Consider the following 23,953-nt stretch of genomic DNA (forward strand, 5'->3'; position numbering starts at 1 on the left):
GGGTTTGAGGGCCGCGGAGCATTTCGATCGATGCGCTAGATCGCCTGCGCGCGGCCGGGGAAAGTCTCGTCGTAGTCCATTGCGTGATGCGTCGTTTCCTCAGCGTCCTGTGCGCCGCGCTGCTCGCGATACATCATCGGCGGAAGGCCGAATTGCTTGCGGAACTCGCGGCCGAGATGCGATGCATCCGAGAAGCCGCAACTCGACGCGATATCGGCCACGGTCTTGTCTGAACTCGTCAGCAGCCACGCGGCCGTGCGCAGCCGCACCTGCTTCGCGTATGCCTGCGGCGCCTTGCCGGTCTCCGCCTTGAAGAGGCGCTCGAGCTGGCGCGTGGACATGTCGAGCTTGTGCGCGAGCTCGTCGAGCGTCAGCGTGCGGCCGACATGCTGTTCCATCAGCAGAATGGCGCGTTTGACCTTCGGATGCGTCGCGGGCGCGAGGCCCGGCGGATGCGGTTGCGGCGCGTTGCCCTTCTGCATGTCGTCGACGAGCAGGATGCGCAGCGCCTTCTGCACGGTCGCGGTCTCGAAGTGACGCAGCAGGATGGCGGCGGCGACGTCGATGGACGCGCGTCCGCCCGAACAGGTGATGCGCCTTCTGTCGATGACGAAAAGCCGGTCCGCGACCAGCATCTGTTCGTCCGCATGCGGAAAGCGTTCGACGAAGTCCCAATAGTGGAACCAGCTCACGCATACGCGATGGCCGTCGAGCACGCCCGCGCGCATCAGCGTGAACACGCCGGTACACATGCCGACGATCGTCGCTTCCGCTGCGGCGGCGCGGCGGATGAACTGCAGCGTGGCTTCGCTCGCGGATGGCCCCGAGTGCAGCAGGCCGCCGACGACGACGACGTAGTCGAACCGCTCGGCGCTATCGAACGTTTCCCACGGCGTGATCTGAATGCCGCAGCTTGCGCGCACGGGCGCGAGCGTTTCGCCGATCACGCTCCACGAGCAGCGCACAGGACGGCTGAAATCGCCTTCGTCGGCGGAGAGACGCAGGAGGTCGACGAAACCGGAGAACGCAGTCAGCGTGAAGTTCGGCAACAGCACGATGCCAAAGCGAATACGTGATTTCGACTGGCCGTCGATGGAGAGCGGCGGGAGGACTTCAGCGGGGTTCATGCGCGTGACGTGCGGCGGCTGGACGTTATGCAGCGAGCATAACACCGGGCGCGCGCCGTGCACGCATGATCGGAAACGGGAAAGCGCCACGCAGGACGCGTGGCGCGGGGGATATCAGCCGCCGAGAACCGCGAAGGCCCACGCGAAGACGCCGCCGATCAGCGCGCCGGTGGAGCGGCCGAGAAGACTGGCGATGGTGTAGTCCCCCCAGCGTTGCTCGACTTCGGCCTTCAATATGCCGAAGTAGCGCAGGACGGGATCGACGGAGCAGGCGAACATGAGCGCGGCCCAGAGCGGCGCATAGCGCGTGAGGATGCGATCCGGAGAGAGCAGGCCTACTGCCTGAAGCGCGCCGACGATACCAGCGCCGATCACGAACGCGAGAACCCAGGATTTGAAGAACTGATCGGGAAGGGCGTGACTTTCCATTGCTGTGAACCGGTGAACGAGGAAGATCGAAGAAGAGAGGCTTGGGAGCCATGTTCTGGCGGCCTCCGGGACCTAGGGAATATACCGAGGCACGCCTTTCCAGCCTTTCAGAGCAATCTCAAAAACATCCGGATTTGCAACGAAACCGCGCAGAAACGTGTTGCGAGCGAAGTGCCGTGTTACGGGCCGACTTTCGTCGGAACGTCGCGAAGCATCGGAAATCCGTCACGTTCGGCGCGCGCCGAAAAGCGCTGACGCCGCCATCCCATTTCGATGCCGTTTTTGTTCTATCTGCCGCAATTGCGGTTTGGTGCAATGTGCCCATGCCGTGAACGGGTCATCGCCCGGCCACGCAACCGAACCGCCAACCCTGAGGGCACGCCATGAATGTCAGCGTTTTCGATCTGTTCAAGATCGGCATCGGTCCTTCCAGTTCGCATACGGTCGGCCCGATGATCGCGGCATGCCGCTTCGCATCGCATATCGAAGACGCGAACCTGCTGGGCTTCGTCACGCGTGTGCGGGCCGAGTTGTTCGGCTCGCTCGGCGCGACCGGCAAGGGCCACGGCACGGACAAGGCCGTGCTGCTCGGCCTCGAGGGCAATCTGCCCGATCTGATCGATCCGGACGTGATCGCGCCCCGCCTGAAAGAGATTCGCGAAACGCGGCGCCTGATGCTGCTCGGCAAGCACGCCGTCGCGTTCGAGGAGCGCGAGCACATCGGCTTTTATCGCAAGCTGATGCCGGGCGCGGCGGGCACCAGCATCGTGCATCCGAACGGCATGCGCTTCCAGGCGTTCGACGAACATGGCCAGTTGCTCGTCGAGAAGGAGTATTACTCGATCGGCGGCGGCTTCGTGGTGAACCGCGAAGGCGATCGCGTGAACGGCGTGCGCGCCGGCGGCAACGTGCCCTATCCGTTTCGCACCGGCGACGACATCATGCGTATCTGCCGGGAGACAGGTCTGTCTATCGCCGATATCGCGATGAAGAACGAGTGCGCGAATCGCAGCGAAACCGAAGTGCGCGAAGGGATGCTGGCGGTGTGGCGCGTGATGGCCGCATGCGTCGAGCGCGGCTGCAAGGAACGCGGCGAACTGCCCGGCCCGATGCACGTAAAGCGCCGCGCCGCCGATCTGTGCGCGCAGCTTCGTTCGCGCTCCGAAGAATCGCTGCGCGATCCGCTTTCGATGCTCGACTGGGTCAATCTTTACGCGATGGCCGTCAACGAAGAGAACGCATCGGGCGGGCGGGTCGTGACTGCGCCGACCAATGGCGCGGCCGGCGTGATTCCCGCCGTGCTGCACTACTACGTCAAGTTCATGCACGGCGCAAACGATGAGGGCATCGTGCGCTTTCTGCTGACGGCCGCGGCCATCGGCATCATCTACAAGGAGACGGCGTCCATTTCCGGTGCGGAAGTGGGCTGCCAGGGCGAAGTGGGCGTCGCGTGCTCGATGGCCGCCGCCGCGCTCGCGGCCGTGATGGGCGGCACGCCCACGCAAGTCGAAAACGCCGCTGAAATCGGCATGGAACACAACCTCGGCATGACGTGCGATCCCGTCGGCGGCCTCGTGCAGATTCCGTGCATCGAGCGCAACGCAATGGGCGCGATCAAGGCGATCAACGCCGCGCGCATGGCGATGAAGGGCGACGGCACGCATTACGTGTCGCTCGATTCGGTCATCAAGACGATGCGCGAAACCGGCGCCGACATGAAGACGAAATACAAGGAGACGTCGCGCGGCGGGCTGGCCGTGAACGTCATCGAGTGCTGAAACACCGCTACGAAACAAGGGAAACACCATGAGCCGCTATTCGATATTCAGCCTGCTGCGCAACGGCATGTCGTATCACGAGAACTGGGAGCGTCAGTGGCGCAGTCCCGAGCCGAAGCGCGAATACGACGTGGTGATCGTCGGCGGCGGCGGGCACGGTCTCGCGACTGCCTACTATCTCGCGAAGGAACACGGCATCACGAACGTCGCGATCCTCGAGAAGGGATGGATCGGCGGCGGCAACACGGCGCGCAACACGACCATCGTCCGCTCGAATTATCTGTGGGACGAGTCCGCTGCGCTGTACGAGAAAGCCATGAAGCTGTGGGAAGGGCTCTCGCAGGACCTCAATTACAACGTGATGTTCAGCCAGCGCGGCGTGATGAACCTCGCGCATACGCTGCAAGACGTGCGCGATACCGAGCGCCGCGTGAACGCAAACCGTCTCAACGGCGTCGATGCGGAGTTCCTCACGCCCGCGCAGATCAAGGAGATCGAGCCGACGATCAACCTCAACAGCCGTTATCCGGTGCTGGGCGCGTCGATCCAGCGTCGCGGCGGCGTTGCGCGTCACGATGCGGTCGCGTGGGGGTATGCGCGCGGCGCGGATCAGGCGGGCGTCGACATCATTCAGAACTGTCAGGTCGTGGGCATCCGCCGCGACGGCAATCGGGTGACGGGCGTCGATACGACGAAAGGCCATATCAAGGCGAAGAAGGTCGCGGTCGTCGCAGCGGGCAACACGACGACGCTCGCCGACATGGCGGGCGTGCGTCTGCCGATCGAAAGCCATCCCTTGCAGGCGCTGGTGTCGGAGCCGATTAAGCCGGTGGTCAACACGGTCGTGATGTCGAACGCGGTGCACGCGTACATCAGCCAGTCCGACAAGGGCGACCTCGTGATCGGCGCGGGTGTCGATCAGTACACGGGCTTCGGCCAGCGCGGCAGTTTTCACATCATCGAAGGCACGCTGGAAGCGATCGTCGAGATGTTCCCCGTGTTCTCGCGCGTTCGGATGAACCGGCAGTGGGGCGGCATCGTGGACGTGTCGCCGGATGCGTGCCCGATCATCAGCAAGACCGACGTCAAGGGCCTCTACTTCAACTGCGGCTGGGGCACGGGCGGCTTCAAGGCGACGCCCGGTTCGGGCTGGGCGTACGCGCACACCATTGCGAACGACGAGCCGGATGCGCTGAACGCGCCGTTCTCGCTGGATCGTTTCTATACGGGTCATCTGATCGACGAACACGGCGCTGCCGCCGTCGCGCACTAAAGGGAGTTGCAAACATGTTGCTGATCGAATGCCCCTGGTGCGGGCCGCGCGCCGAAACCGAATTCTCCTGCGGCGGCGAAGCGGATATCGCGCGTCCGCTGGATACCGACAAGCTCTCCGACAAGGAATGGGGCGACTACCTCTTCATGCGACGCAATCCGCGCGGCGTGCATCGCGAGCAATGGATGCACGCGCAGGGCTGCCGCCGCTGGTTCAAGGCGCAGCGTGACACGGTGACATACGAGATTCAGGGCTACGAGACGTTCGACCGTCCGCTGGCTGCGATGGACAACAAGGAGGGAGCGTCGAAATGAGCCAGAAAGACCGACTCGCCACGGGTGGGCGCATCAATCGCGCGATTGCGCTGACGTTCACGTTCAATGGCAGGACGTACCAGGGCTATCAGGGCGATACGCTAGCTTCCGCGCTGCTCGCGAACGGACAGCACTTCGTCGCGCGTAGCTGGAAGTATCACCGCCCGCGCGGCATCGTCACGGCGGGTGTCGAGGAGCCGAATGCGGTCGTGCAACTCGAAACCGGCGCATACACGGTGCCGAACGCGCGCGCCACAGAAGTGGAGCTGTATCAGGGCCTCGTTGCATCGAGCGTGAATGCGAAGCCGAACATCGAGAAGGATCGCATGGCGGTGAATCAGAAGATCGCGCGCTTCATTCCCGCGGGCTTCTACTACAAGACGTTCATGTGGCCGCGCAAGCTGTGGCCGAAGTACGAAGAAGTGATTCGCGATGCAGCCGGTCTCGGCAAAGCGCCCGAAGAACGCGATGCCGATCGCTACGACAAGTGCTTCGCGCATTGCGACGTGCTGGTGGTCGGCGGCGGACCGTCGGGTCTTGCTGCGGCCTATGCAGCGGGTTTGTCCGGTGCGCGCGTGTTTCTGATCGACGATCAGCCCGAACTCGGCGGCTCGCTGCTGTCGTGCCGTGCAGAGATCGACGGCAAGCCTGCCTCGCAATGGGTTCAGCGGATCGAAGGCGAACTCCGCAAGATGCCCGACGTGAAGATCTTGTCGCGCAGCACGGCGTTCGGCTATCAGGATCACAACCTCGTCACCGTGACGCAGCGGCTGACCGAACATCTGCCCGTTTCGATGCGCAAGGGTACGCGCGAACTGATGTGGAAGGTGCGGGCGAAACGCGTGGTGCTCGCGACCGGCGCGCACGAGCGTCCCATCGTGTTCGGCAACAACGATCTGCCGGGCGTGATGCTGGCGTCGGCGGTATCGACTTATCTGCATCGCTATGCGGTGCTGCCGGGCCGCAACGCGGTCGTTTTCACCAACAACGACGACGCCTATCAGTGCGCGCTCGACCTGAAGGCGGCGGGCGCGAACGTGACGGTCGTGGATCCGCGTCCGATGGAATCGAAAGGCGCGTTGCCCGCCGCCGCGCGACGCTACGGCGTGCGCGTGCTGAACGACGCGGTGATCACGGCGGCGCACGGCAAGCTGCGGGTGTCGTCGGTGGAAGTCGCTGCGTATGCGAAGGGACAGGTCGGCGCGAAGCAGACCGACCTGCCTTGCGACCTGGTCGCGATGTCGGGCGGCTGGAGCCCGGTGCTGCATCTTTTCGCGCAATCGGGCGGCAAGGCGCACTGGCACGACGAGAAGGCGTGCTTCGTTCCCGGCAAGGCGATGCAGGCGGAAAGCAGCGTCGGCGCATGTGCGGGCGAATTCACGCTGGCGCGCGGCATTCGTTTCGGTCTCGATGCGGGCGCGGAAGCGGCGCGCGCAGCCGGTCATATCGTGGCGCGGCCGCCTGCGGTGAAGGTCGCGGAAATCGCGGAAGCGCCGCTCATGCCGCTGTGGCTCGTCGGCGGGCGCGAACTGGCGACTCGGGGTCCTAAGCAATTCATCGACTTCCAGAACGACGTCTCCGCCGCCGACATCTATCTCGCGGCGCGTGAGGGCTTCGAATCGGTCGAGCACGTGAAGCGTTATACGGCGATGGGCTTCGGCACGGATCAGGGCAAGCTCGGCAACATCAACGGCATGGCGATTCTGGCGCAGGCGCTCGGCAAGACCATTCCCGAGACCGGGACGACCACGTTCCGCCCGAATTACACGCCTGTGACGTTCGGCACGTTCGCGGGCCGTGAGCTTGGCGAATTTCTCGATCCGGTGCGCAAGACCGCGATTCACGAATGGCATGTGCAGAGCGGCGCAATGTTCGAGGATGTCGGCAACTGGAAGCGCCCGTGGTATTACCCGCGCGGCAACGAGGACATGCATGCGGCGGTCGCGCGCGAATCGCTGGCGGTGCGTCAGAGCGTCGGCATTCTCGATGCATCGACGCTCGGCAAGATCGACATTCAAGGCCCGGACAGCGCGAAGCTGCTCAACTGGATGTACACGAATCCGTGGAGCAAGCTGGAAGTGGGCAAGTGCCGCTATGGCCTCATGCTCGACGAGAACGGCATGATTTTCGACGATGGCGTGACGGTGCGCCTCGCCGAACATCACTACATGATGACGACGACGACAGGCGGCGCGGCGCGCGTGCTGACTTGGCTCGAACGCTGGTTGCAGACGGAATGGCCCGACATGCGGGTGCGGCTCGCATCGGTGACGGATCACTGGGCGACGTTCGCGGTCGTCGGCCCGAACAGCCGCAAGGTGCTGCAGAAGGTGTGTCAGGACATCGACTTCGCGAACGCCGCGTTCCCGTTCATGAGCTATCGCGATGGCACGGTGGCGGGCGCATCGGCGCGCGTGATGCGTATCAGCTTCTCGGGCGAGCTCGCCTATGAAGTGAACGTGCCGGCGAACGTGGGCCGCGCGGTATGGGAAGCGTTGATGGAAGCGGGCGCGGAGTTCGACATCACGCCGTACGGCACGGAGACGATGCACGTGCTGCGTGCGGAGAAGGGCTACATCATCGTCGGCCAGGATACCGATGGCTCGATGACGCCGTACGACCTCGGCATGGGCGGGCTCGTCGCGAAGTCGAAGGACTTTATCGGCAAGCGGTCGCTGACGCGTTCGGATACGGCGAAGGTCGGGCGCAAGCAGTTCGTCGGACTGTTGACGGACGATCCTTCGGTTGTGCTGCCGGAAGGCGCGCAGATCGTGGCGGGTCCGTTCCAGGGCGATACGGCGCCGATGCTCGGTCATGTCACATCGAGCTATTTCAGCCCTGTTTTGAAGCGTTCGATTGCGTTGGCCGTGGTGAAGGGCGGTCTCGAGAAGATCGGCGAATCGGTCATGATCCCGCTTGCGAACGGCAAGCAGATCAACGCGAAGATCACCAGTTCTGTGTTTTACGACAGCGAAGGAGCACGTCAGCATGTTGAATGAGATCAAGGGTTCCTCGACTGTCGTCGATCGCATGACGGTCGGGCAGGGCGTGTGGCAGGAGTCGCCGCTCGTGGGCGCCGATGCGTTGTTGAAGGCGCATCAGGCGGGTGCATCGAAGGCGTTTCGCTTGACGGAGCGGCCGTTCCTTCAGCTGGTGAACGTGCGTGGCGATACGCGCGACGCCGCCTTCGTGCGCGCGGTGCAGGGCGTGATCGGCTGCGCGCCGCCGGAGAAGCCGAACACGGTGGCGAAGGGCAACGGCTATGACTTGCTGTGGCTCGGTCCTGACGAGTGGCTCGTGGTATCGGAGGCGGCGCACGACGCATCGCGCGCGGCGCCGCTGGAAGCGCGATTGCGCGAGGCGTTCGGCGGCGCGTTTGCATCGGCGGTGGATATCGGCAGCGGATACACGGTGCTCGACATCGATGGCCCGCGTACCCGCGATGTGCTGTCGCGTGGCTGTCCCCTCGATCTGCATCCCAAAGTATTCGGCGAGGGACAGTGTGCGCAGAGCCATTATTTCAAGGCCTCGCTGACGCTGGCGCCGCTGGGTGGCGATCGCTTCGAACTCATCGTGCGTCGCAGCTTTGCGGATTACTTCGTGAAGATCATGCTCGATGCCGCCGAGCCGTTGTTGTCGTGAAGCCGTTCGAGCCTTTGAACGCGGGCGGGCAGGGCTGGCGCGTCGTCGTCGATGAACTTGTGGTGATGACGCGTATCGGGCTGCACGAGCATGAGCATCGTGCGCCGCAGGCCTTATGTGTCGATGCGAGCCTGCGGTATCGTGATACGCCGCGTGAGGACGGGCTTATCGATTATGAGGCGTGGTGCAATCGCGTCACGGCGTATCTGCAGGACAAGCCGCATACGCGCCTGCTCGAAACGCTTGCGGTGGAGATTGCCGCGTTGTCGTTCGATGAATGGCCCGCGCTCGATGCGCTCACGCTGACGCTGCATAAGCCGAAGATTCGCGAAGGCACGCGACGGCTTGCCCTCGAACTCGATTGGCGGCGGGCGGATTTCGATGCATGGCGGGCGCATCGTGCTGTGGATGCGGTGACGGCATGAACGGATCGCGCGATACGGCGGCGCGTTTGTCGGAGCGCGCATTCAGGGACCGCGACGCGCGTGCTGCGCTTGCGTTGCTGGAGCGGAGCATTGCGCTGAAGCACAGGCGGATCGCGCTCATTCGGTATTTGCACGCGCAGTATCTCGATGCGCCGCTGGAGGCGCGGCATCATGAGTATGTGAAGGGGATTGCAGCGAGGTTGAGTGTCGATGCGTTGATGAGGGTGGCGCAGGCGGCGCGGGGGAGGTTCGAGGGGGGTATTCGTTGTTGAGGTGTGTGCTTTGTCTTGCCGGTTGGGGGCAGTCTCCGCGTGTGCGGAGGAACCTTGGTCGTGCCGAACGCTTGGACCTTGCGATTGGGTCTATCTCCGCGCATGCGGAGGAACCTTCTCCGCCTTGCCTGGCTTAACCGCCGCGATGGGTCTATCTCCGCGCATGCGGAGGAACCTCGAAGGTCAGCGGCCCGAGACGCTGCGGATTCGGTCTATCTCCGCGCACGCGGAGGAACCGCGCAGCGTGCGTATATGGGCCTTCAAACGCTGGGTCTATCTCCGCGCATGCGGAGGAACCCGCATGAAGCGATCAAATATCGCCATGAGTTCGGGTCTATCTCCGCGCATGCGGAGGAGCCAAGGGGATCAGATACGCGTGCCCCAGCGGCGTGGGTCTATCTCCGCGCATGCGGATGAACCCCGTAACATCGTCCAGTAGCGATTCAAGGTCTGGGTCTATCTCCGCGCATGCGGAGGAACCCGATCAACACCATTAGTCGCGCTTCGAGCGACGCGGTCTATCTCCGCGCATGCGGAGGAACCGGAATTCATGCCCACAGAAACAACAAAATCGAGGGTCTATCTCCGCGCATGCGGAGGAACCGTGAAGACGTGCAGCAACGCCAGCGCGAGCGAGGGTCTATCTCCGCGCATGCGGAGGAACCAACTCGTCGGCGGGGATTTTCAAAATCCGACCGGGTCTATCTCCGCGCATGCGGAGGAACCTTAAGTGACCAACCTTCGCCCGGATTCCAAGTGGGTCTATCTCCGCGCATGCGTAGGAACCAAGGCGTTCAACGTCGAAGAGATCTGCCGTTGGGGTCTATCTCCGCGCATGCGGAGGAACCGATCGGCAATGCTGCGTATTCGGGCGGCACAAAGGTCTATCTCCGCGCATGCGGAGGAACCTCCAGCCATGCTATGAAGTGGTCGAGGGGCGCGGGTCTATCTCCGCGCATGCGGAGGAACCAAAATGCCTCTCTCGAGCCTGAAGCGCGTCGACGGTCTATCTCCGCGCATGCCGAGGAACCCGCACTTCCCATTCGGGGGCAACGATGAAACGGTCTATCTCCGCGCATGCGGAGGAACCCACTGATGCCGCTCTCGTCGATCGTCGGTGCCGGGTCTATCTCCGCGCATGCGGAGAAACCTCGCCATCCCTGCCACGCTGACCGCAGCAAGCGGGTCTATCTCCGCGCATGCGGAGGAACCGCGACGATCTGCAACAAAGCGCCGCTTGCCGCGTGTCTATCTCCGCGCATGCGGAGGAACCGGAGAACTGGCGCGACAGCTTCGTGAGGACGGGGGTCTATCTCCGCGCATGCGGAGGAACCGATACGCGTAGAGCTTGCCGAGAATCAGCAGAAGGTCTATCTCCGCGCATGCGGAGGAACCTGGATGTGGGCGTTCCTTGGAAATGCTGCCTCGGGTCTATCTCCGCGCATGCGGAGGAACCATGTTGATAGCGCCGTTCCACCTTGTGCGTACGGTCTATCTCCGCGCATGCGGAGGAACCGCGCCGTGCGCAGGATCGGCGACACGAATGTAAGGTCTATCTCCGCGCATGCGGAGGAACCCGGTGACGGCTCGCCGGTCGTCACCTGGAGTACGGTCTATCTCCGCGCATGCGGAGGAACCTAGTCCTGATAGACCGAGATGCCGATATTCGGGGGTCTATCTCCGCGCATGCGGAGGAACCTCGTCAATGATTTTGCGGTGTTCGTCCGTGAGCGGTCTATCTCCGCGCATGCGGAGGAACCTCTGCCTGCCGCTCGCGCCATGCGCTGTACGGCGGTCTATCTCCGCGCATGCGGAGGAACCTGAGGTCGAGGAAGGTGGCACTATTCATCATGCGGTCTATCTCCGCGCATGCGGAGGAACCGCGGCCTTCGGTGGTGATGGTGAGGGTGCTCTGGGTCCATCTCCGCGCATGCGGAGGAACCTTGTCGCGGAGATCGAGCCATGCATTCTGAAGCGGTCTATCTCCGCGCATGCGGAGGAACCTAGCCATAGCTTTGGCGGTTCGGGAAGGTCGCGGGTCTATCTCCGCGCATGCGGAGGAACCCTTTCGAAGAGCCTCGGTGTCGACATCCGACGCGGTCTATCTCCGCGCATGCGGAGGAACCGTCCTGCGGTCCGTCCCGTAGCATCCCTCGGGAGGTCTATCTCCGCGCATGCGGAGGAACCGCGCTGCCGCCCATTGATCCGAATTGACTGAGGGGTCTATCTCCGCGCATGCGGAGGAACCGAGATGACGATCGACGAGGCATCTGCTGTGGAGGGTCTATCTCCGCGCATGCGGAGGAACCTTGAAGCGTCTTTGCGTCGATCCACACCACCGGGGTCTATCTCCGCGCATGCGGAGGAACCCTCGCTTTTGCCGAATACGTAGCCTAGAAGGTCTATCTCCGCGCATGCGGAGGAACCTCGGCCGCGCCGATCTTTATCCCGAGATTCCTGGGTCTATCTCCGCGCATGCGGAGGAACCGATGAAGCGGTGTTGCGTGGCTGGACGGGCCTGGGTCTATCTCCGCGCATGCGGAGGAACCAAAACGTACTCCTGATGCTGGCCGGATTCAAGGGGTCTATCTCCGCGCATGCGGAGGAACCGCGTCACGCACGCCTTCGTGTGCGAAGACTGTGGGTCTATCTCCGCGCATGCGGAGGAACCGCATCGATCTTCAGCGGCTATCGCGTGCACGAGGGTCTATCTCCGCGCATGCGGAGGAACCTCTACCTCCTAACTTCATGTTGTGAAAGAACAAACGTCGGTTTCGATGTTGCGAATCCGGAGCAAGTGGCGAGTATGGTGAGCGGATGTTTCCTCGTCAACTGCTGCCGTCTGACAGCGAAAAGATGAAGCGACGGTAACGCAGCCTGCAAGCAACTATCGCAAAGCAAACATCAATACCCCGCGCGCCATCAAGCTGCTTCTTGTCACCGATCAACTTTGACATTTGAACACTTATATAACGATGACTCCCGGTGCTAATCTAAGCATCACGAAGTAAATGTCACGGGCAAAGAACACGGCATCAAGACCACAAGACGCAACGATGAAAACGGCAGCGCATCAACTACAGGCTTGGGGAAAGCTGGACACCGGCGAAGGTGTTAGCGAGCCCGGCACGCATCCCCTCTGCGACCACATGCTGGACGTCGCCGCCTGTTTCATCGAAGCTGTCAAAGAACACACGCGCTTGCGCAATGCCTTCCACATGCTTGCCGGTCGCACGTTGAGCGGGAAAGACATCGAGCGTCTCGCGGTCCTCGCCTATCTCCACGACTTCGGCAAAGCAAACAGTGGCTTCCAGAGAAAGCGCTGGCAAGGCCCCGCCCCCGAAGGCTGGCCGCTTCGCGCGGGACACGGTCCAGAAGCCCTCCTGCTGTTTCGCGACGATGACATCGCATCCAGCTTGCCGTTCGAGTCCATCAAGACCTGGGGCAATGGCGTCGATGCGCTTCTGTTAGCGAGTCTCGCGCATCATGGCCGCCCGCTGTCAGCGCCCCTTGGGCATGACGCGATCATCTGGAAGCCGGTGCGCGACCGTGAGGGCGCCGCCATCTACAGCCCCAAAGATGCGTTGGCAAACATCGGCGAACAGCTACAGCAGGCCTTCCCGCTTGCCTTCGAGCCTGGCGGCGAACCGCTCCCGTCGAGTCCTGCGTTCGTTCATCTATTTGCGGGCGTCGTCCAGTTCGCGGACTGGCTGGGATCGCATCGACGGCACTTTCCGTTCAGCGAACCCGGCACACATCGAAGCCGGCATCAGGCGGCCGAACTGGCGGCGCGCGCCATCGCCACCATTGACCTCGATGCTTTCACCGCGCGCACGGAACTCGCGCAACGGCCGTTCTCCTTCGAAGCCGCATTCAATGTCGCAGCGCCCCGGCCCATGCAACGCATGCTCGGCGACGATGAACTCGGACCTTTACTCATCCTTGAAGCAGAAACGGGCAGCGGCAAGACCGAGGCCGCGCTATGGCGCTTCGCGCGCCTGTTCAGCCAGCGCAAGGTAGATTCGCTCTACTTCGCTCTGCCAACGCGCGTTGCAGCGGCACAGGTGTACGAACGCGTGCGAAAGTTTGTTGACCGCCTTTGGCCGTCGAATGCACCGGTGGTCGTTCGCGCGCTTCCTGGCTATGAAAGCGCCGATGGCAGCGACAAGATCGCAATGCCCGGCTTCAACGTGCAGTGGTCCGACAATCCCGACGACGCCAGAGCCGCTACGCGTTGGGCCGCCGAATCGCCGAAGCGCTTTCTCGCGGCAACCATCGCGATCGGGACCATCGATCAGGTCCTGCTCGCAGGCTTGCAGGTCCGCCATGCACATATGCGCCACGCGTTGCTGAGCCGTTCGCTGCTGGTCGTGGACGAAGTGCATGCGTCGGATACCTACATGTCGCAATTGCTGGAGCAGGTGTTGAGCGCGCACCTCAACACGGGCGGCCACGCGCTGCTGCTGTCCGCGACGCTCGGCTCGCGACAGCGAACGCGTTTCCAGGGACTCACGCCGAAGCCTTCGGCGCCCATCGTATCGCTCACGGTCGAGGAGGCTTGCGCGTCGCCGTATCCCGCGCTGACGGACGGCGCCGTCATCCACGCGTTACCTGACAACGGCGCGTCAAAGATGATTCGTTGGTCGACGCTCGATGCAATCAACGACCACGAGCGCATCGCGCGCCTTGCAATCGACGCGGCGAACCAGGGCGCACGCGTGCTCATCGTTCGCAACACCGTTCCGACAGCAGTCGCCACACAGAAGGCAATCGAGCGCCTGATTGACGAGCTTGGCAACCGCACGCTGCTGTTCAAGGTCGGTGGCGTCCCGGCACTTCATCACAGTCGCTTCAGCCGTCAGGATCGGCCGCTGCTGGACGCCGCTGTTGAGGCGCGGCTCGGCAAGACCCGTAAAGCGCTCGAGGGATGCATTGTCGTCGGCACTCAGACGCTGGAGCAGAGCCTCGATATCGACGCCGATCTGCTGATCACCGACCTCTGCCCGATGGACGTGCTCTTGCAACGCATCGGGCGTTTGCATCGGCATAAGCGCGATGCGAGCGAGCGCCCGGAAGGCTTCCGCGATGCCCACGCCTGGGTGCTGACGCCCGTCGGCAAGTCGCTCGCGGAATACATCAAAGCGCCGCGCATCGGGCTCGGGCGGTTCAGCAACGGCGGCGGCGTCTACACCGATCTGCGCATGATCGAAGCGACGCGGCGACTCATCGACGAAGCGCCATCCCGCGTGATTCCGCGCGATAACCGTCTGCTGGTCGAACGCGCGACGCATCCCGACTGCCTGCTCGCAATTCAGACGGAACTCGGGCCGGAATGGGAGAAGCTCGGTCAGGCGCTCGAAGGCGGGCAAGGCGCGGAGCGGTCTCTCGCGCGAATGCAGGCGCTGGATTGCAACAAGCCGTTCTTCGAGCTTCAGTTCCCGGATGGGGAACAACGTATCGCAACTCGGCTCGGTACAGCTGACCGCCTCGTCACGTTCGATCCACCCGTGCCCGGTCCGTTCGGCGCCGATGTCAGGCAGATCGCGATGCGTCACCACCTGCTAGGTAATGACGTCAGCGCCGACGCGCAACCTTCCTGCATCACGCACGACGAGGACGGCTTCGAATTTTCGCTCGATGGCGACCGCTTCCATTACGGCCGATACGGCGTAGAGAAGCGGAAACCGTCAGACAAGGGAGCAGGCTGATCATGAGCCTCCACTATCGCTTGCTGGACGATCCGGTACTGCGCTATCGCGACGCGGCTGGACAGCCCCACAATGCCACGTTGCCCGAATTGTTCGCCGCTCTGACCAGTGACGTCGTGCGCGACTTCCCGGCGCTGAGGCCGCATCAGCGGCATTCGTGGCACGCGTTCCTGACGCAGCTCGCGGCGATAACGTTGCATGCTGTCGAGCACACCGAACCGTTCGAAACTGCCGATGAATGGCGCGCGGCGCTTCTCGCACTGACGCCGAACGATCCCGACGGCGCCGCGTTCGCGCTCGTCGCGCCTGACGATCGTCCTGCGCTGCTTCAACCGCCTTCCGAGCGCGGCGAGTCACGGACATCGAACAAGAAACCGGTTCTCACGCCGGATGCGCTCGACATGCTGGTCACGTCCAAGAATCATGATCTGAAGGCCGCACGCATGATCAACGCGCGTCCGGAAGACTGGCTATACGCACTCGTCAGTTTGCAGACGCAAGAAGGTTTTCTCGGTGCCGGCAACTACGGTGTTTCCCGCATGAACGGCGGCTTCGCCAGCCGGCCGGCGTTCGGCGCAGTGCCGAAAGGGCTGTGGGGCAAACGCTGGCAAAGAGATACGCGGCGGCTGCTCCAGCATCGTCAGCAAATCGTTGACGACAAAGGGTTCAAGGAGAACGACGGAGTCGCGCTCGTCTGGGTGCGGCCGTGGGACGGCGCAACCAGCCTCGCGTTCAGTGAACTGGATCCGTTCTATATCGAAATTTGCCGGCGTGTCCGGCTCGACGTCATCGACGGAAAATTGCGGGCGCTCACCACCACGAGCAAGACCACACGCATCGCCGCGAAGGAACGTCTGGGCGCAACCGGCGATGCCTGGACCCCCGTCGCCGTGGCCGGCGGCAACGCATTGTCCATCAGGGCGGGAGGTTTCGACTACAAGCTGCTGACCAAGCTCGCGTTCACCGGCGAGTTTTCCCCGACGATTACGCGCAACATCGGCGACGACGATGGCGACGAGGGCATCGTGCTGCTCGCGCAAGCGATCACGCGTGGAAAGGGAAAGACCGAGGGCTATCACGAGAGACGCATTCCGGTATCCCGCGCGATGCGCGAGAAATTTCTCAGCGGCAATACCGATGAACTTGCAGAGGCTGCCGAAAGGCGTATCGCCGTCATCGGAGACGTACGCAAGGTCCTGTGGAGCGCACTGTGCGGCTTGTTCGGCAACGGCGAGAACACGGCGTCCGACGACATAAAAGAGAAGGCTAGCCGGTTCGCTGGCCCGTTCGAGCACGACGAGGACCGGCGCTTCTTCAATGATCTGGTCGTAGAGATCGAAGCGCCGACGAAAGATGCGAAGGAACTCGCGCATGAGACATGGCTTGCCGAACTCGCCGGGCGCGCCGAGCTTGTACTGAACCGCGCTTTCGTGGCCGGCCCGCGTGCAAGTATGCGCCGATATCGCGCGCAGAGCGCGGCACGCGCCCGATTGTTCGGTGGACTCCATGCGGGCAAGGGCCACCTTAAGACACTGGCGCGCGTGCTGAAAGTACAAGGTGATGTCGCCTCCAATCTAACAAAACACTCAACGAGGTCCGAATGAACTCGACGACGGACACGCCAGCGCCATCCGGAGTTTCAGGCTTCAGCTACCAGATCGAAGCCATCGCTGCTTTTCTGAAAGACGCGAAGGAGGGGATCAAGGCTTCGAAGAACGACTATGTCGCGCTGAAGCGACTCGATCCGGACGCGCAGACGCTCGCGACCGCGCAGATTGCCGCCCTGATGAACGTCGCCGCCCGCGCCAGGCTCGATTGCGCGAAGTGGACTCCCGATGAATGGCGGCGCTGGGCGTTCATCGCATACGGCATCGCGCTGGCCGGACATGACCGCGCGGACAACACCCGCAGCACCCTGGGCCGGCAACTGCACCTGGCTGGTGTATCGGAGGCCCGCGTGACGCGGCTGCTCGATGCACGAGGCGCTGCGTTCTTCGAGTTACTGCGGCGCATGCTTCGCTTGATGAATAGCCGAAACGTCGCGCCCAGTTGGAATCAGCTCGGCAGGCTGGTGCTGTACGAAGGCGCACGAGAAGGGAAACGCCAGGACATCGCGGAGAAGATGCGTCTGGACATCGCGTATGGATTCTTCTCGGCGAACGCGAACGCGAGCGCATCGCGGGAACAGTGAACGCTACATCGGCAATAGAAAGCACGACAAAGATCAGGAAGGCTTAACATGACGCATCCGCGTTTCATTCAGATTCATACGCTGCACAGTTACTCGGCGGCGCTGCTCAATCGCGACGACTCCGGTTCGGCCAAGCGCTTGCCGATGGGCAACGCCATGCGCACGCGCATTTCATCGCAATGTCTCAAGCGGCACTGGCGCGTTGCGGAGGATCATCACGCGCTGTCCACGCTCGGCGTGCCGATGGCAATTCGCTCCCGCACCACGTTGGCCCGCATTCGCGACGAGATCGTCGGGCATGGTGTCTCCGAGGAGCTTGCGCAAGCGGCTGTCGAAGCGCTGCGTCACGGTGGATTGCTGGACAAGGCGGGCAAGGATCGCAAGGGTAAGGAAGCGCTCGAGACGGGTCAGGCGGTGCTGCTGGGCAAGGCGGAGATCGACTATCTCGTGAAGCGCTGTGCGGCGCTTGCCCGCGACTACAAGGACGCAGACGCGCTGAAGACGGCAGTCGCGGCGTTCCTCAAGGAAGAGCCGGACAACATCCGGGCGCTCAAGCACGGAAGCGGGCTCGAATCGGCGCTGTTCGGGCGCATGGTCACGTCGGATGTGCTCGCGCAACGCGATGCCGCCGTCTATGTCGCGCATGCCTTCACGGTGCACGAGGCGCAGGTCGAGAACGACTACTTCACCGTCGTCGACGATCTCTTGCGCGAAGCGGGCGAGCATGGCTCCGCCGGCATCTTCGATACCGAACTCGCTTCGGGCCTCTACTACGGATACGTCGTGGTGGACGTGCCGCAACTGGTCGCGAATCTCGAAGGCATCGCGGCCGAGGAATGCTTCCAGGCGCCGTCCGAACGGCGGGAGCTCGCGGCTCAAGTCGTGCATCACCTGTTGCATCCGATCGCAACGGTCAGTCCCGGCGCCAAGCGCGGTTCCACCGCGCCGTTCGGCCACGCGAGTCTCATGTTGGTCGAATCGGGCGACTGGCAGCCACGCAGCCTCAGCGCCGCTTTCGAGTCGGCCTTGAAGCCGGCGGATGGTGGCATGCGCAGCGAAGCCATCAAGCGTATCGCGGGCGAACTGAAGAAGCACGACGCCGCCTATGGCGCGCTGGATCGCGCTTATCTGGCGCTCGACCAAGCCGATATCCCGAACGCGGAGCACTTCTCGCTCGACAAGCTCGCGAACTGGGTGCAGACACGCATCGTCAAGGGCGCGTGACATGCGGCGTCACTTGCTGATGCGCCTGCGCGCGCCGCTCGTCGCGTTCGGCGGCGAGTCAATCGATAACTACGGCGTGATCCGCGATTTCCCGGCAATGTCGATGATCACCGGACTTATCGCGAATGCGCTCGGCTGGGATCGCGGCGATAGCGAGCGGCACGACCGCCTGCAGGCGCGTCTCGTGATGGGCGCGCGGCTCGATCGTTCCGGCGAGCGCCTTCCCGACTTTCAGACGGCGCAACTCGGAGCGAAAGATAGCGGCTGGACAACGCTCGGGCATTCGGAGTCGCGCCAAGGCGGCGCGGATACGTACAAGAGCCCGCATCTGCGCTACCGCGACTATCACGCCGGCCTCGACGCGCTCATCGCTCTGCGGCTCGACCCCGCAAACGAAGCTCCGACGCTCGATGACATTGCGCGCGCGCTGGATCGCCCGATGCGTCCGCTGTTCATCGGACGCAAGCCGTGCCTGCCATCGGCGCGGGTGTTCGCCGGCTTCATCGACGCCGGCGACGTTCTCGATGCGTTGCGCCGCGCGCCGTTGCCTGAAGGCCTGGACGATGACGCGTTTAGCATGCAGTGGCCAACGAACGAGGGCGCGATGCCGGATGCGACCGCACAGGCGCACGACATCTGCGACGAGCGCAACTGGACGAGCGGCGTGCACGGCGGATCGCGTCCTGTTCTCGAAGTGAGCGCGAAGCGGACATCGTTTGCGTATCCATCGACTTGTCCGGAATTCCCCTATGACCGCGCTTAATCTGATTCACTGCCAGCCCGATCCGCACAAGTTCGTTTCGTGGGCGTCGCGGCATGGTCTGGTGCCGCCCGGCGGCGACCTCGGCTACGCGTTCCACGCCGCGCTCAGTGCGGTGTTCGGATCGCTCGCGCCGAAGCCTTTTTACTATCGCGACGAGCGCGCCGGACTGCTTGCCTATACGGCGCACTCCGCCGACGCGATGCGCGAGGCGTGCGCGCTTTGCGCCGCGCCGGACCTGGCGGATGCGCTCGGTCTCGATGCAGGCCCGCACAGTCCCGGTCTTAACGTTCGCCCGTTCCCGGCGCAATGGCAGGCGGGGCGCGTGCTGGGTTTCGACGTACGCGTGCGGCCCATGCGCCGCAGCAAGGACGCCGGCCACAAATACGGCCGCGAGCGGGATGCCTACAAGCCTCCGATCGAGCAGGAAGCCGATGCCGATGCGCCAGGGCGCGAAGCCGTCTATATCGAATGGCTCGACGAGCGGCTTCGATGGAGCGGAGCGGCGAGTCTGGTCGAAGCGCGCATGACGCGGTTCCAACTCACACCTGTGATTCGCCGCACGCAAGCTGGCTCGGATGACGGCAACAAGAGGCAGTCGCGTGTGATCAACGGCCCGGACGCGGTGTTCAGCGGCCATCTGCGCGTCGAAGATTCGGATGCGTTCGCGCGGCTGCTCATGCGCGGAATCGGAAGGCATCGGGCGTTCGGGTTCGGCATGCTGTTGCTGAAGCCCGCATCCATCGACGCTTGATCGCCGGGGCGCGCGCGTGCTCAAGGGGCGGCTGGGACTCGACACTTCCCGCGTGCCTCATGCGGATCGTCATGGTCTCCTGTGGCTGGAACGTGGCGAACTGAGTGTCGTTGACGGATGCCTGCACTTCACGAGCGGCCAGTACGTCGATCAGATTCCGCATCAATCGGTATCGATGATCCTGCTCGGCCCGGGCGGCAGCGTGACGCATGATGCGCTGCGGCTGCTCGCGCGGCACGGCACCTTGCTCGCCGCGGTCGGCGCGGACGGCGTGCGCAGTTACACCGCGCCGCCGTTGATGCCGGATCGTTCGGATGTCGCCCGGCGGCAGGCCGAACTGTGGGGCAGTGCGCGACGCCGGGTGGCCGTCGCGCGGCACATGTATGCGCTGCGCCTCGGGGAAGTGTTGCCGCATCGCGATCTGGACACGCTGCGAGGCATCGAAGGGTCGCGTGTCAAGGCGATCTATCGGTTGCGGGCGCAGCAGTTCGGCATCGAGTGGCAGGGGCGCCGATACGATCGCGCGAACCCCGAGGCCGCCGACCTCGCCAATCAAGCCATCAATCATGCGGCGACGGCGGTGCAAGCGGCGGCGGCGATCGCCGTGCACGCGCTTGCGGCCGTGCCTCAGCTCGGCTTCATTCACGAGGATTCCGGCCAGGCATTCGTGCTCGACATCGCCGATCTGTTCCGCGATGACGTGACACTTTCGATTGCCTTCGCCGCAGTCAAGGAGGCGCAGCGCAGCGACGAAACGCTCGACCGGCTTGTCCGGCGTGAGGCGGCGCGCGTATTTCGAAAACAGCAGGTGATTCCCGCGATGATCGATCGCATTAAGCAGGTGTTGCGGCTCGACGAAAAGCTGGAGGAGGCGGATGGCGCTGGTCGTGGTGGTGACGCGTGACGTGGCCGACAGGTTCCGGGGGTACCTGGCGTCGGTGATGCTGGAGGTCTCGACGGGCGTGTATGTCGCGCCGCGGATGAACAAGGGCGTGCGCGAGCGGACGTGGTCGGTGCTTGCTGAGTGGCACCGGTGCGAGCCGAGGGGCAGCGTCGCGATGGTGTGGCGGGAGCTGGACGCGGTCGGGGGTATCGGGATCGCGCAGTTGGGGGCGCCGGTGAGGGAGTTGGTGGACGTTGATGGGATGTATCTGGTGAGGCGGGCGGTGGGGCAGGCGTAGGCGGTTGGTGTTCTTTGAAAATTTGGTGATCCTGGTGGGATGGGTTCGGCGGTTTCTTGTTTGGGATCATGGGGTTAGAGGGTAGAGGTTCCTCCGCGTGCGCGGAGATAGACCGCGTAATATCCGGCGAGGACCGATCGAAGGTTCGGTTCCTCCGCGTGCGCGGAGATAGACCCGGATCGGCGCTGTTCACGACGAATTTCATGATGGTTCCTCCGCGTGCGCGGAGATAGACCCACGCGCCTTATCTTTCAAGGGCAGCTAGCCAAGGTTCCTCCGCGTGCGCGGAGATAGACCCCTCCCCGGGCTTCCCGCACACGTGACGCAGTTGGTTCCTCCGCGTGCGCGGAGATAGACCTCAGTCGCCACGAAAGCTCACGCTGCCCTTCGCGGTTCCTCCGCGTGCGCGGAGATAGACCCGGGAGGCCCTCGGGGAGGTAGGACCGTAGCTCGGTTCCTCCGCGTGCGCGGAGATAGACCCCATCGTTTCCCGTGTCAGGCACGCGAGCGGTAGGTTCCTCCGCGTGCGCGGAGATAGACCCTCGATGCGGTAGGGCTGTGGGTGGGAATGGGGGGTTCCTCCGCGTGCGCGGAGATAGACCTCCCGCGTCGAATAGTTTTTTAGCAGGAACGGCGGTTCCTCCGCGTGCGCGGAGATAGACCCAGGTGCGCGTCCCTTTCCTCCATCTCTTCGTAGGTTCCTCCGCGTGCGCGGAGATAGACCCGTCTTAATCCGTGGATGAACAAACAGGCAAATGGTTCCTCCGCGTGCGCGGAGATAGACCCGGACGGCCATCGAGCAGACAGTCAGTCGCGAAGGTTCCTCCGCGTGCGCGGAGATAGACCCCGCTCCGATGATCGTCCCACCGACCACAAGAAGGTTCCTCCGCGTGCGCGGAGATAGACCCCGGTGCAGTAGAGGCCGGAGCCGCTTCGCTGTGGTTCCTCCGCGTGCGCGGAGATAGACCCGAGGGGCGCGTGGTACCTCCCGCTGCCTTACCGGTTCCTCCGCGTGCGCGGAGATAGACCTGCCGGCCCGCGCACCGAAAGCGCGCGGCGAGAGGTTCCTCCGCGTGCGCGGAGATAGACCGTGGACGGACAGCTTCCTCAAGCGCGCCGACCAGGTTCCTCCGCGTGCGCGGAGATAGACCCGCCGCGATTCAGGTGGCGGAAGGTGCTGCCAAGGTTCCTCCGCGTGCGCGGAGATAGACCCATGCCAAGGTGCTGTCCGATTTTCCCCAGTGTGGTTCCTCCGCGTGTGCGGAGATAGACCCGTCGGCCTGTTGCGCCAAAGCCATTGCAGTCGGGTTCCTCCGCGTGCGCGGAGATAGACCCTCGTCATTGGCCGTGGCGAACGCGCCATATGCGGTTCCTCCGCGTGCGCGGAGATAGACCTTATCTGCGTCCTATCGTTATGTACCGATTTTGGGTTCCTCCGCGTGCGCGGAGATAGACCCTCGTCCGAGTCCCCGAGAAGTGAGCATTGGGCGGTTCCTCCGCGTGCGCGGAGATAGACCCGTCGCGGTTTGCTCGTCGTCGAGGAGGCCTGCGGTTCCTCCGCGTGCGCGGAGATAGACCCAACGCCGAACTCATTAACCGCGTGTCATCTGGGGTTCCTCCGCGTGCGCGGAGATAGACCCGAGGGCATTCTTCGTCGGGTCCGACTCCTGCGGGTTCCTCCGCGTGCGCGGAGATAGACCGAGGATGATCGGAATCATCACCGCGCGCCCGAAGGTTCCTCCGCGTGCGCGGAGATAGACCCATCGCGCAGCAGCGCAATCCGGACGGATCGGCGGTTCCTCCGCGTGCGCGGAGATAGACCCATTAAGAATGTGAGCCGCGACGACTTACTCGCGGTTCCTCCGCGTGCGCGGAGATAGACCCTCACCGCCGCCCCAGTCCTCGCCATCGCCCCAGGTTCCTCCGCGTGCGCGGAGATAGACCCTATGGACGTAAGGGAGTTGGTGTTACGGTACCGGTTCCTCCGCGTGCGCGGAGATAGACCCTCGAAGACTGGACGCCTGAGGACACGCTGCGCGGTTCCTCCGCGTGCGCGGAGATAGACCCGCGATCCTCGGCATGCAGCCTCCTGAGCAGGCGGTTCCTCCGCGTGCGCGGAGATAGACCCAGCGACGGTTCGACAAATTTTGCGAGCTACAAGGTTCCTCCGCGTGCGCGGAGATAGACCCCGCCTCGGGGTTACACGGGATAGCAACGAGGGGGTTCCTCCGCGTGCGCGGAGATAGACCCTGAGTTGGCTCGCATCTGGACGAAGGTCGAGCGGTTCCTCCGCGTGCGCGGAGATAGACCCTACATCGGCAAACAACCGACGAAGCGGATCGGGGTTCCTCCGCGTGCGCGGAGATAGACCCGTATTCACGACTTCGCCCTGCTGCTTCGCGTGGGTTCCTCCGCGTGCGCGGAGATAGACCCGCGACACGGAAGGACTTCGGCTTCTGTCCAGGGGTTCCTCCGCGTGCGCGGAGATAGACCCGTAATGTATTCGCTTTGATCAATTTGTTGAGTGGTTCCTCCGCGTGCGCGGAGATAGACCCGCACGCGAGCAAGTCGCGAGTGTAAAGGAACAGGTTCCTCCGCGTGCGCGGAGATAGACCGTCGGATACCGCTGGTAAGTCAAGAATGGCTGGGGTTCCTCCGCGTGCGCGGAGAAAGACCCCAAGCAGGCGAGCGCCTCTTTAGCGGTAATGCGGTTCCTCCGCGTGCGCGGAGATGGACCCGGCGTGTGCACATAGATCTTGGCCATCTCAGAGGTTCCTCCGCGTGCGCGGAGATAGACCCATGACGTTCGCGCCTTCGACGAGCCCAGCAATGGTTCCTCCGCGTGCGCGGAGATAGACCCGACGCGAGACACGGT

Annotated in this window: 18 protein-coding genes and 2 CRISPR repeat arrays (1 of these 20 only partly in view); of the genes, 15 read left to right on the plus strand and 3 right to left on the minus strand. The window is 63.6% G+C overall.

The features are described from left to right. Positions 1–35: 35 nt before the first annotated feature. Together P9255_RS03955 and P9255_RS03960 are read right to left on the minus strand one after the other, a co-directional pair. Positions 36–1,127 (minus strand): GlxA family transcriptional regulator, encoded by a 1,092-nt coding sequence (locus tag P9255_RS03955; RefSeq protein ID WP_309765614.1) that lies wholly within the window; start codon positions 1,125–1,127, stop codon positions 36–38. Positions 1,128–1,241: 114 nt separating this feature from the next. Further along, positions 1,242–1,556, minus strand: a complete 315-nt coding sequence (locus tag P9255_RS03960) for a hypothetical protein (protein WP_309765615.1) — start codon at positions 1,554–1,556, stop codon at positions 1,242–1,244. Positions 1,557–1,939: 383 nt separating this feature from the next. On the opposite strand from P9255_RS03960, the gene P9255_RS03965 reads away from it, so the two are divergent. From P9255_RS03965 to cas3, 8 genes are all read left to right on the plus strand, one after another. After that, positions 1,940–3,334, plus strand: coding sequence for an L-serine ammonia-lyase (locus P9255_RS03965; RefSeq protein WP_309765616.1), 1,395 nt, complete (start codon positions 1,940–1,942; stop codon positions 3,332–3,334). 28 nt (positions 3,335–3,362) lie between these two features. Then, positions 3,363–4,607, plus strand: a complete 1,245-nt coding sequence (locus tag P9255_RS03970) for a sarcosine oxidase subunit beta family protein (protein ID WP_309789175.1) — start codon at positions 3,363–3,365, stop codon at positions 4,605–4,607. 14 nt (positions 4,608–4,621) lie between these two features. Then, on the plus strand, positions 4,622–4,921 hold the full coding sequence (locus P9255_RS03975) for a sarcosine oxidase subunit delta (protein WP_309765620.1): 300 nt from the start codon (positions 4,622–4,624) through the stop codon (positions 4,919–4,921). After that, positions 4,918–7,920 (plus strand): sarcosine oxidase subunit alpha family protein, encoded by a 3,003-nt coding sequence (locus tag P9255_RS03980; protein ID WP_309765622.1) that lies wholly within the window; start codon positions 4,918–4,920, stop codon positions 7,918–7,920. Before P9255_RS03975 ends, P9255_RS03980 begins: the two co-directional genes overlap by 4 nt. Next, complete coding sequence (locus P9255_RS03985; RefSeq protein ID WP_309765624.1) at positions 7,910–8,563, plus strand: sarcosine oxidase subunit gamma; 654 nt, start codon at positions 7,910–7,912, stop codon at positions 8,561–8,563. The genes P9255_RS03980 and P9255_RS03985 overlap by 11 nt, the downstream gene beginning before the upstream one ends. Continuing rightward, positions 8,560–8,988 (plus strand): dihydroneopterin aldolase, encoded by a 429-nt coding sequence (locus tag P9255_RS03990; RefSeq protein WP_309765625.1) that lies wholly within the window; start codon positions 8,560–8,562, stop codon positions 8,986–8,988. Before P9255_RS03985 ends, P9255_RS03990 begins: the two co-directional genes overlap by 4 nt. Continuing rightward, positions 8,985–9,260 carry a hypothetical protein gene (locus P9255_RS03995; protein ID WP_309765626.1) on the plus strand — a complete coding sequence of 92 codons (276 nt, stop codon included), beginning with the start codon at positions 8,985–8,987 and terminating at the stop codon, positions 9,258–9,260. Before P9255_RS03990 ends, P9255_RS03995 begins: the two co-directional genes overlap by 4 nt. 26 nt (positions 9,261–9,286) lie before the next feature. Then, positions 9,287–11,992: direct repeats of the CRISPR family, unit length 28 nt; unit sequence GGTCTATCTCCGCGCATGCGGAGGAACC. Between the two features lie 324 nt (positions 11,993–12,316). Beyond that, positions 12,317–14,968, plus strand: coding sequence for a CRISPR-associated helicase Cas3' (cas3, locus tag P9255_RS04000; RefSeq protein ID WP_309789176.1), 2,652 nt, complete (start codon positions 12,317–12,319; stop codon positions 14,966–14,968). Here the strand turns inward: cas3 and P9255_RS04005 are convergent. After that, on the minus strand, positions 14,914–15,300 hold the full coding sequence (locus tag P9255_RS04005) for a hypothetical protein (RefSeq protein WP_309765628.1): 387 nt from the start codon (positions 15,298–15,300) through the stop codon (positions 14,914–14,916). The two genes, cas3 and P9255_RS04005, sit on opposite strands and share 55 nt — an antisense overlap. A gap of 69 nt (positions 15,301–15,369) precedes the next feature. Here P9255_RS04005 and P9255_RS04010 point away from each other — a divergent pair, with 69 nt between their 5' ends. Genes P9255_RS04010 through cas2e form a run of 7 tightly spaced genes read left to right on the plus strand, consistent with a single transcriptional unit; the run spans position 15,370 to position 21,078 of the window. Next, the gene (locus P9255_RS04010) at positions 15,370–16,572 is read left to right on the plus strand and encodes a type I-E CRISPR-associated protein Cse1/CasA (RefSeq protein ID WP_309765629.1); all 1,203 of its coding nucleotides are present in this window, start codon (positions 15,370–15,372) and stop codon (positions 16,570–16,572) included. Beyond that, positions 16,569–17,159, plus strand: a complete 591-nt coding sequence (gene casB / locus P9255_RS04015) for a type I-E CRISPR-associated protein Cse2/CasB (RefSeq protein ID WP_309789177.1) — start codon at positions 16,569–16,571, stop codon at positions 17,157–17,159. The genes P9255_RS04010 and casB overlap by 4 nt, the downstream gene beginning before the upstream one ends. A gap of 48 nt (positions 17,160–17,207) precedes the next feature. After that, positions 17,208–18,383, plus strand: coding sequence for a type I-E CRISPR-associated protein Cas7/Cse4/CasC (gene cas7e / locus P9255_RS04020; protein WP_309789178.1), 1,176 nt, complete (start codon positions 17,208–17,210; stop codon positions 18,381–18,383). A gap of 1 nt (position 18,384) precedes the next feature. After that, positions 18,385–19,146 carry a type I-E CRISPR-associated protein Cas5/CasD gene (gene cas5e, locus P9255_RS04025; RefSeq protein ID WP_309765632.1) on the plus strand — a complete coding sequence of 254 codons (762 nt, stop codon included), beginning with the start codon at positions 18,385–18,387 and terminating at the stop codon, positions 19,144–19,146. After that, complete coding sequence (cas6e, locus tag P9255_RS04030) at positions 19,133–19,897, plus strand: type I-E CRISPR-associated protein Cas6/Cse3/CasE (RefSeq protein ID WP_309765633.1); 765 nt, start codon at positions 19,133–19,135, stop codon at positions 19,895–19,897. The genes cas5e and cas6e overlap by 14 nt, the downstream gene beginning before the upstream one ends. Before the next feature lie 52 nt (positions 19,898–19,949). After that, complete coding sequence (gene cas1e, locus P9255_RS04035; protein ID WP_309765634.1) at positions 19,950–20,801, plus strand: type I-E CRISPR-associated endonuclease Cas1e; 852 nt, start codon at positions 19,950–19,952, stop codon at positions 20,799–20,801. Then, on the plus strand, positions 20,773–21,078 hold the full coding sequence (gene cas2e, locus P9255_RS04040; RefSeq protein WP_309789179.1) for a type I-E CRISPR-associated endoribonuclease Cas2e: 306 nt from the start codon (positions 20,773–20,775) through the stop codon (positions 21,076–21,078). The genes cas1e and cas2e overlap by 29 nt, the downstream gene beginning before the upstream one ends. Positions 21,079–21,164: 86 nt before the next feature. Beyond that, a CRISPR array of direct repeats spans positions 21,165–23,953; the repeat unit is 29 nt; unit sequence GGTTCCTCCGCGTGCGCGGAGATAGACCC; it runs 168 nt beyond the window's last position.

Origin of the sequence: Caballeronia sp. LZ019 (genome assembly GCF_031450825.1) — a bacterium.
GTDB lineage: Bacteria > Pseudomonadota > Gammaproteobacteria > Burkholderiales > Burkholderiaceae > Caballeronia.

Excerpts from the sequence above, each read along its gene's own strand:
- P9255_RS03955 (WP_309765614.1), bottom strand. The coding sequence starts at position 1,127 with ATGAACCCCGCTGAAGTCCTCCCGCCGCTCTCCATCGACGGCCAGTCG.
- P9255_RS03960 (WP_309765615.1), bottom strand. The coding sequence starts at position 1,556 with ATGGAAAGTCACGCCCTTCCCGATCAGTTCTTCAAATCCTGGGTTCTC.
- P9255_RS03965 (WP_309765616.1), top strand. The coding sequence starts at position 1,940 with ATGAATGTCAGCGTTTTCGATCTGTTCAAGATCGGCATCGGTCCTTCC.
- P9255_RS03970 (WP_309789175.1), top strand. The coding sequence starts at position 3,363 with ATGAGCCGCTATTCGATATTCAGCCTGCTGCGCAACGGCATGTCGTAT.
- P9255_RS03975 (WP_309765620.1), top strand. The coding sequence starts at position 4,622 with ATGTTGCTGATCGAATGCCCCTGGTGCGGGCCGCGCGCCGAAACCGAA.
- P9255_RS03980 (WP_309765622.1), top strand. The coding sequence starts at position 4,918 with ATGAGCCAGAAAGACCGACTCGCCACGGGTGGGCGCATCAATCGCGCG.
- P9255_RS03985 (WP_309765624.1), top strand. The coding sequence starts at position 7,910 with ATGTTGAATGAGATCAAGGGTTCCTCGACTGTCGTCGATCGCATGACG.
- P9255_RS03995 (WP_309765626.1), top strand. The coding sequence starts at position 8,985 with ATGAACGGATCGCGCGATACGGCGGCGCGTTTGTCGGAGCGCGCATTC.
- cas3 (WP_309789176.1), top strand. The coding sequence starts at position 12,317 with ATGAAAACGGCAGCGCATCAACTACAGGCTTGGGGAAAGCTGGACACC.
- P9255_RS04010 (WP_309765629.1), top strand. The coding sequence starts at position 15,370 with ATGCTGGTCACGTCCAAGAATCATGATCTGAAGGCCGCACGCATGATC.
- casB (WP_309789177.1), top strand. The coding sequence starts at position 16,569 with ATGAACTCGACGACGGACACGCCAGCGCCATCCGGAGTTTCAGGCTTC.
- cas7e (WP_309789178.1), top strand. The coding sequence starts at position 17,208 with ATGACGCATCCGCGTTTCATTCAGATTCATACGCTGCACAGTTACTCG.
- cas5e (WP_309765632.1), top strand. The coding sequence starts at position 18,385 with ATGCGGCGTCACTTGCTGATGCGCCTGCGCGCGCCGCTCGTCGCGTTC.
- cas6e (WP_309765633.1), top strand. The coding sequence starts at position 19,133 with ATGACCGCGCTTAATCTGATTCACTGCCAGCCCGATCCGCACAAGTTC.
- cas2e (WP_309789179.1), top strand. The coding sequence starts at position 20,773 with ATGGCGCTGGTCGTGGTGGTGACGCGTGACGTGGCCGACAGGTTCCGG.